Origin of the sequence: Phaeobacter sp. PT47_59 (assembly GCF_028890025.1) — a bacterium.
Lineage (GTDB): Bacteria > Pseudomonadota > Alphaproteobacteria > Rhodobacterales > Rhodobacteraceae > Phycobacter.
Window position 1 is genome coordinate 92,273 of sequence record NZ_JARCJL010000017.1, and the last position, 6,868, is coordinate 99,140.

Consider the following 6,868-nt stretch of genomic DNA (forward strand, 5'->3'; position numbering starts at 1 on the left):
GAGTTATCAGCATGAGCAATCCACAAACTGACACCCCTTGGATGACAACCGAGGTCGCTGCCAAATACCTTTCGGTCTCACCTGGCACCATGCACAACTGGCGTAGCAAGGGCACTGGTCCGTCTTACCGAACCGTTGGCCGGATTGTTCGTTATCACCGTGACGACCTGGACGCCTTTATGATGTCAGGGGCAGCGTGATGCGAACGATTACAGTCACACAGCACCGAGACCCGATGCCGGACTATTCCGACGAAGAAGACCGGTACGAGATGGCCAAGATGCTCCTGCAAGAGGCTGAATTGGACAGCACTGATCCGGTTGAGCAGGTGATCGAGGCCAGTTGGGCTGCGGGCTTCAACGGCTTTGACGATGCCTGTCTTCGATTGCTTGCCGAGTTTTTGGGTCTTTTCCCGATTGATTGGGCGCAAGATCAGCAGGGCAAAATCACTGTTCAATTCGGAACCGCTTTGGATGCGATTAACTCGAATGCGGACAACGTGAATTTCTGGGAAAATGGGTATTTGCGGGACGAAGCCGCAAGACGTGAGCCGAACAGGTGGCGTGTCCATGAGGCGGAACTGGCAAGGCAATTCCACCAGCATTTGACCTAAGACTAACGGTCAACTTCGAAGGCGAGGTTAAAGATTTCCCTACGCCAGCGTTCGTTGCGTGCGGGTCAAGTGTTGGTATGCGGGGGAATTTGGGCACGGTATTGTTCTGATCGATAGACCGGATTGCCACAGCCGCCTAGCAGGACAATCCGGTCGATACTTTAGCATATAGGAGGCCTGCCATGCCTGAGAATGAAGATAACGCCACCAAGCCTTCTGGCACACCATTGAAAGACCTTCTGACGACAAAGGAAGCCGCAGCCTTGACCGGGCATCCGGCAACCACGTTGATGGCCTTTCGCAATCGCCGCAACAACACCAAATACAAGAATGCTGGTCCTGACTACGTAAAGATTGGGACAGCCGTTTTCTATGAGCGTTCTGTGATCGAGGCCTACAACGCCAAACGTGCGGGGGCTTGAAATGGGTGTTCATACCGATGCGTCACAATTGACGCCCTTGCTGGCCAGTGGATACCAGCTTCTCCCTTTGCATAAGTTCTCGGCCGAAGATGAGGTCAAAGGCAAGAAACGCAAACGGGGTAAATCTCCGATCGACCGCAATTGGATGAAGCGCCCCTATAAATCTCAAGACCAAATCAAGCACATGGAGGCAGGCAACAACGTCGGCGTTCGTTTGCGGCCCTTTGAATTGGTCTTGGATGTGGACCCACGGGCGTTTCCTGACGGCCAAACTTTGGCGTCCCCGATCAACCCGTTTGTCGAACTGGTTCTTTGGACTGGCATGGACCCGGACCTTTATTCGACCGTTGAAACCGGCTCGGGTGGCCTTCATATTTACATGACCAAGCCCGAGGATGTTTCCACCAGAGATAGCCTGAACGATCAGTTTCCCGGCATTGAGTTCAAAACGGTTGGCCGTCAGGTGGTTGCTCCTGGATCAATCCATCCCGACACCCTGAAAACCTACACCTGGAAGGCTGGCACGCCTGAGCTTGATGCATTCGGTGCTGAGGCCGCACCTGAGACCCTTGTCGATCTGATCCGAAGACCATCAGGCAGCGTGGCAACTGGCGGGGGCGAGCACGATCAGGAAGAACTGGCTCAGATGCTTGAACATCTGGACCCCGCCGACTTTGCAGACCACGACGATTGGCTCACTTTGATGCAGGCTTGCCACCATGCAACGGCAGGGGATGGCCGTCAGGAGTTTGTGGATTGGTGCACACAGGACCCCGCATATGCAGATCACGGGACCCTGATCGGCATCCGATGGGACAGCCTTCACGCCGACAATGACGGAAATCGTATAACCTTCCGCACCCTGCATAAACTTCTGAGAGACGCTGGGGCCGAGGATGCCATTCCGAGAACACCGGCAGCCGATGATTTTGACGACGACCTGGACCAAACCGGAGTGCCAGCAGGGGCAATAACCACGCCTAAGAGGAAGCCCGTGCATGAAGGTGGTTTGATCGTCAACAAGAAGACCGGCGTAGCCCCAGACACACCCAAGAATGCCCTAAAGGCAATTACCGGCTCCAAGCTCGATCCAAGGTTTGACGAACTCAAGCAGCGGGTTGTTCTAATGGGTGAATTGCCCTGGGGTGAAGGCTATGGCCGTGTGCTGACTGACAAGTTGCTCCTGTTGGCCCGCACGTTCTTGATGGAACAGCACCAGCGTAAGGACTACCAGCCGTCGAAGGAAAACGTGCAGGACGCAATCACAACGGTTGCCTATTTCTACAAGTTCAACCCGATCCTGGACTATCTGGATAGCTTGACTTGGGATGGGACAAGCCGGGTAAAGGACCTTTTCACAGTCGCCTTTCAATGTGGCCGAGACGATTACACCGAGGCCGTCTCACAATGCTTTATGGTCGGGGCCGTGGCTCGTCAAAGGCAACCCGGCTGCAAGCTGGACACGATGCCAGTTATCAAGGGGCCTCAGGGCTCTTTGAAATCTACAGGCATTCGGGACCTGTTTTCCCCGGATTGGTTCAGTGACGCAGAGCTTGGTGATCTGAGGAACAAAGATGCGGCAATGAACCTTGAAGGTGTCTGGGTTCATGAGTTTGCCGAATTGGCTGGTCTTCGGGCAAGCGACATGGACGTTCTCAAAGCGTTTATGTCCCGAGCTACGGACAGGTATCGGACGCCCTATGGTCGCAACACCGAAGATCATCAACGCCGTGTGGTATTTGCGGGCACTGTGAACGAAGGCGGATACCTGAGCGACCCAACGGGTGCACGGCGTTTCTGGCCGTTGGAAATGGCCTCTGGGTCCAGGGTTGATCTGGATTGGATTGCCGAGCATCGGGACCAACTCTGGGCCGAAGCTGATGCGTTGTTCAAATCGGGCATCGATCACGTATTGCCTGAGCCTTTGTGGTCGATGGCCGCAGAACGCCAGGCAGACGAAACGGTTGATGATCCTTGGGTTGATAAGCTGGCCGTTATGCTCAGCTATCGGCAAACGGAACGGCAGGCCTTTGAGACTGGCACGGGTGATTATGCCGAAGAAATGATCGATGGGAAGCGGGTTGCCTCACCGTTGCGTGAGCCTCCCCCCGCCGACAAGGTGCATACCCAGGACCTGCTCAGCTATCTCGGCTTGGAAAGCGACCGGCAGAACAAGGGCCATGCGCAGCGTTTGAGGCGGTCTATGGAAACCCTTGGCTGGAAGCACAGACGGGGCGTCAGGTTGGGTGGCCGTGTTTCGGCAGGGTATGTCCGAGCCGATGAGTGACGTTCTGGAAATCGGAACGCATCAATTCGGTCACGGTGTTGACGGTCGTTGATCTTTGTTGACCTGAGGTGTCGCTTCTAAGGCCTTGTTTCGGAACGCTTGTTGACGATGTTGATCATGTTGATCTTAAAGCAATATATCTTGGTAGAATAAGCCGATTAGGCAAAGGGCACGGGCCAGGACACAGGGGCAGCGTGCAATCCGGATATATATAGCGAAAACGGTCAACGAAGATCAACGTCGTCAACAAGGCAATAAAAACAACACGTTACAGAAAGCTCCGAAAATGCCTTGTTGACGTAGAAATCTTCCAGCTTGGAGGACCGGGACTGCACAACGTTGTGAGCCGGCACACTCCCTTGTAAATCGCTGGCATACGGCTCCAACGGAACACGACATTCTGACCTCGAACGGCAACGAGGATGCTGTCCGTGAAAAACCCGAAGTCATCAGCCCGCACAGATAGGCCGCCCCATTGATACTGAATTGGGCGTTCTGGCGTCTGGGGCGTGAATGACTTCAAGGGCTTAATCGGCACCTTCCTCAGCCAAGCACAGTGATGAAGACAGAATAGGCACCCAAATGAGCTTGATGAGGATGAACCGGATCAAACCGGCCAGTGACCCGCGGATGCCTTCCAAGATTGCAGCTATCACCCGCCCGATCTACGGCGAGAAGGGCGACGAGTTTCTACTCTATCTCCGTCAGTTCGGCCACATCACCTATGCGGCCAACATGACTGGCCTGACCCGGCGGACCTTCTATGACCGGCGTGCAAAGCATCCAGACTTTGCGGAGGCTTGGGACGAGGCCCTGGCAGCTTTCGAGGAAGAATTGACCATGCGGGTGGTTCAGACGGCCTTGGAGATGGGGACCGGCAAATGGGTTCAGTGCTTCGATCCCGAGACGGGCGAACCCGAGTTGGATGACGACTTCGAGCCGGTTTATCGCTTCGAGACGGCCAGCGTCGATCCCCGTGTCCTGAACAAGCTCCTATCGCTGAGGATGAGTTCTGTGGATGGACCCGCCCAGACCAATGTCCAAATCAACAATTCCACGAGCGTTCAAACCTCCTTGCCTGCAAAGCCCAAGCTGGTTCAGCCGGAAGGGGCTGTACGGAGGCCCGTGGTGACCGAAACGGTCTCGGGTAAGCGACACGACACGATCGACGCCGAAGTCGTCCAGAGAGCGCCACAGGAGACCGGGGAAACATCTGATGACTGATCCGATTAACCAGATAAACCTGGTGCGACCTGGCGGCGTTGCCACCGTGGCATTTGCCGACGGCGGTGAGACCATGCGCATTTGCTTGGGCTATTTGCATGACCCCGACGATGGGCTTCTTGCGGAGATGAAGGCCAACCGCGATCCCGTTCCCTGGCAATCCTCCAAGGTGAGAGACGAAGCAATCGGGGCAGTCGAAAGACGCAAGGACCTTGACGACGAAACCCGCACTCAGTTGGTCGAATGGATCGCAGCCACGCCCTATTTTGAAGGGGCCTGATCGCTTCACTGTGTCCTATTCTGTGCTTGGCTCGTAGGTTCAAACCCCAAGCACTTGATTTCTATTCCAGTATTGGGAAAAGCTCCTTTGACCGCATGTTGAAGGGGCTGCTTGTTGACCTAGCCACCTGCTGGGCATCCGAAAGCTCCATTTCCTAAGGTGGCAAAATGGCAAGCTACGCTAACGGTGTAAGAAAAGTATCTCCGAGCATGGTGGTCTCGGGTTCTGACCAAGAGTGGTCCGAGTGAGACGAAAGAACACCCAATTACAACTGAGTTCGCAACCCAAGCCTTGTGTCAAATTTATTAGCATTGCAGGGTATGTCCATCGACTATTTTGTCCTTCCAAGCGGCAGTCTATAGAAGATGTTTTCTATGTCGCGATCGAGGCGGTATATTTCACCGTCAGTACGAAATAGGTGTGCGATCATACTATCAACAGAAGCCAACTCCACGGCCCATCCAACATTCCAAAACTCTCTTTTGAAAACTTGATAAAGGTACTTCTGTTTCCTGAACCGCTTTTTATTGAAGCAAACTCTCGTGGATACCTCCAATACTCTCTTAAAGGTGATAATTTTTGGCTTCCTGCTGTCCTGAATGGAATTGTAGATGTCCCCGACAATCTCTTGCCAGTATTTTCCAAGCGATTGTTGAAAAATTTCCATTGTTAAATGGAGGCTATTATTAATGATTTGCTCCCTTAGGGTTTGTCCGCTTTCCTTGAGTTCGGCGGCAAATAGATCAAAGAAATCTTTATTCTTGACTATGACGTCTTTCTTGAAGTCAATTGGGTCAAACAGTATCTCGCTATACGACGCGTCCGCTTCTTGGCAGACCCAATCCACGGTGTCGAAAATTCCTGAAGACAAGTAGTTGTCAAGATCCAAAACCTCAACTCTTTCCGTGCCGGAGCTGTTCATTAACTCGAACCGCTTTGCAACGTGAACAGGGCACCGCATTGCATAGCTATAGACATTTTGTGTCTCTAGGCCGGGTAGCGTGGGTTGAATCTGTTCGTCAGACAGCAACGTCTCGATCTTTCTCTTGGATCGGGAAAATCTAATTATTGTGATGGGGTAGTTGGTTTTTGGAAATGAATTAATATCGATTCCAGGATGAGAGTATCCCGAACTCAAAAACTCCGCAGTCTTCCTCCGTATTCTTTGAATGAGGTCAGCGGTTGGGGCCTTGTTTAGGTGGCTGTGTCCGAGCGAGCGAAACGAGTCGTCATGGGTAGTGAAAGCTACATCAAGAGCGCTATCGATGGCGTTGTCTGGTTTGACTATATTGTCCGCATAGCTGGCGCAAAAGAGATGCGGAACGAAGAAACGGTCATCGCGGAGCCATTGCTTATTTTTGGTGTGCCGCATAACCATCATGCTTCTGTTCCGGTGAGGAGTGTGCATTGTAATCACAAGAACAGATTGCTCAGAAGAGATATGCCCTCCGTACATGCAGGCATACATTTTTGCCACCAAACCACCTTGGCTATGACCAACAATAATTACATTTCTAAATGTTGAAATTGCTCCGTGAAGCTGCTGGCATAGATTTGCCAACGTTTGCTCAAGACTTCTACCTTCGGTAAAATGGAAGATTTCGATCCTGCCGTAGTTGAACGTAAAGAAGCTTGCATTGGAAAGTGGAAAATCATCTTTCAGCAAGTCCCAAAAAAATAATTCGCTTCCATTTTCCAGCCGAAAAGCTTGGTCACTGTGGCTTCTGAGGCCGTGAACAAACACTACGGCGGTGTCTTGGCCTGCAAGTCGTTTTGGTTCGATTTGTGCGGTACGCCACCAGTATTCCAAACTTGAAGGGATTTTCATTCGCTTTGTCTAAATAAATCGTGAGAGAAAACCTGCAGAGGTGACATAGTGTTGGCCCTCCGCCCTTTGAAGGGTGTGAGCAACCATAGCTGACACCACCCAACCTGAGATAGCAAGCAAAACTAAGTGTCTTCTTCTAGGGTCAGGATTCATAACCAGTAGATAACGACGGCTGCGAGCGCGATGGCCGAGAGGAAGACCTTGGGACACCTAT

At 52.5% G+C, this 6,868-nt stretch carries 7 protein-coding genes; 6 read left to right on the plus strand and 1 reads right to left on the minus strand.

The features are described 5' to 3' along the window. The first annotated feature begins 41 nt into the window (after positions 1-41). The 6 genes from PXK01_RS22010 (at position 42) to PXK01_RS15355 (ending at position 4,826) form a co-directional block, all read left to right on the plus strand. The gene (locus PXK01_RS22010) at positions 42-200 is read left to right on the plus strand and encodes a helix-turn-helix domain-containing protein (RefSeq protein WP_446728458.1); all 159 of its coding nucleotides are present in this window, start codon (positions 42-44) and stop codon (positions 198-200) included. Then, on the plus strand, positions 200-613 hold the full coding sequence (locus tag PXK01_RS15335; protein WP_274860747.1) for a hypothetical protein: 414 nt from the start codon (positions 200-202) through the stop codon (positions 611-613). Before PXK01_RS22010 ends, PXK01_RS15335 begins: the two co-directional genes overlap by 1 nt. Before the next feature lie 182 nt (positions 614-795). Continuing rightward, a complete protein-coding gene (locus PXK01_RS15340; protein ID WP_274860749.1) occupies positions 796-1,035 on the plus strand; it encodes a helix-turn-helix transcriptional regulator in 240 nt (79 codons plus the stop codon). Position 1,036: 1 nt separating this feature from the next. After that, positions 1,037-3,322 carry a VapE domain-containing protein gene (locus PXK01_RS15345; RefSeq protein WP_274860750.1) on the plus strand — a complete coding sequence of 762 codons (2,286 nt, stop codon included), beginning with the start codon at positions 1,037-1,039 and terminating at the stop codon, positions 3,320-3,322. A gap of 597 nt (positions 3,323-3,919) precedes the next feature. Beyond that, positions 3,920-4,546: a hypothetical protein gene (locus PXK01_RS15350; RefSeq protein ID WP_274860751.1), complete on the plus strand. Its 627-nt coding sequence runs from the start codon at positions 3,920-3,922 to the stop codon at positions 4,544-4,546. Further along, positions 4,539-4,826 (plus strand): hypothetical protein, encoded by a 288-nt coding sequence (locus tag PXK01_RS15355; protein ID WP_274860752.1) that lies wholly within the window; start codon positions 4,539-4,541, stop codon positions 4,824-4,826. The genes PXK01_RS15350 and PXK01_RS15355 overlap by 8 nt, the downstream gene beginning before the upstream one ends. Before the next feature lie 331 nt (positions 4,827-5,157). On the opposite strand, the gene PXK01_RS15360 is transcribed toward PXK01_RS15355, so the two are convergent. Further along, complete coding sequence (locus tag PXK01_RS15360) at positions 5,158-6,654, minus strand: esterase/lipase family protein (protein ID WP_274860753.1); 1,497 nt, start codon at positions 6,652-6,654, stop codon at positions 5,158-5,160. Positions 6,655-6,868: the final 214 nt, after the last annotated feature.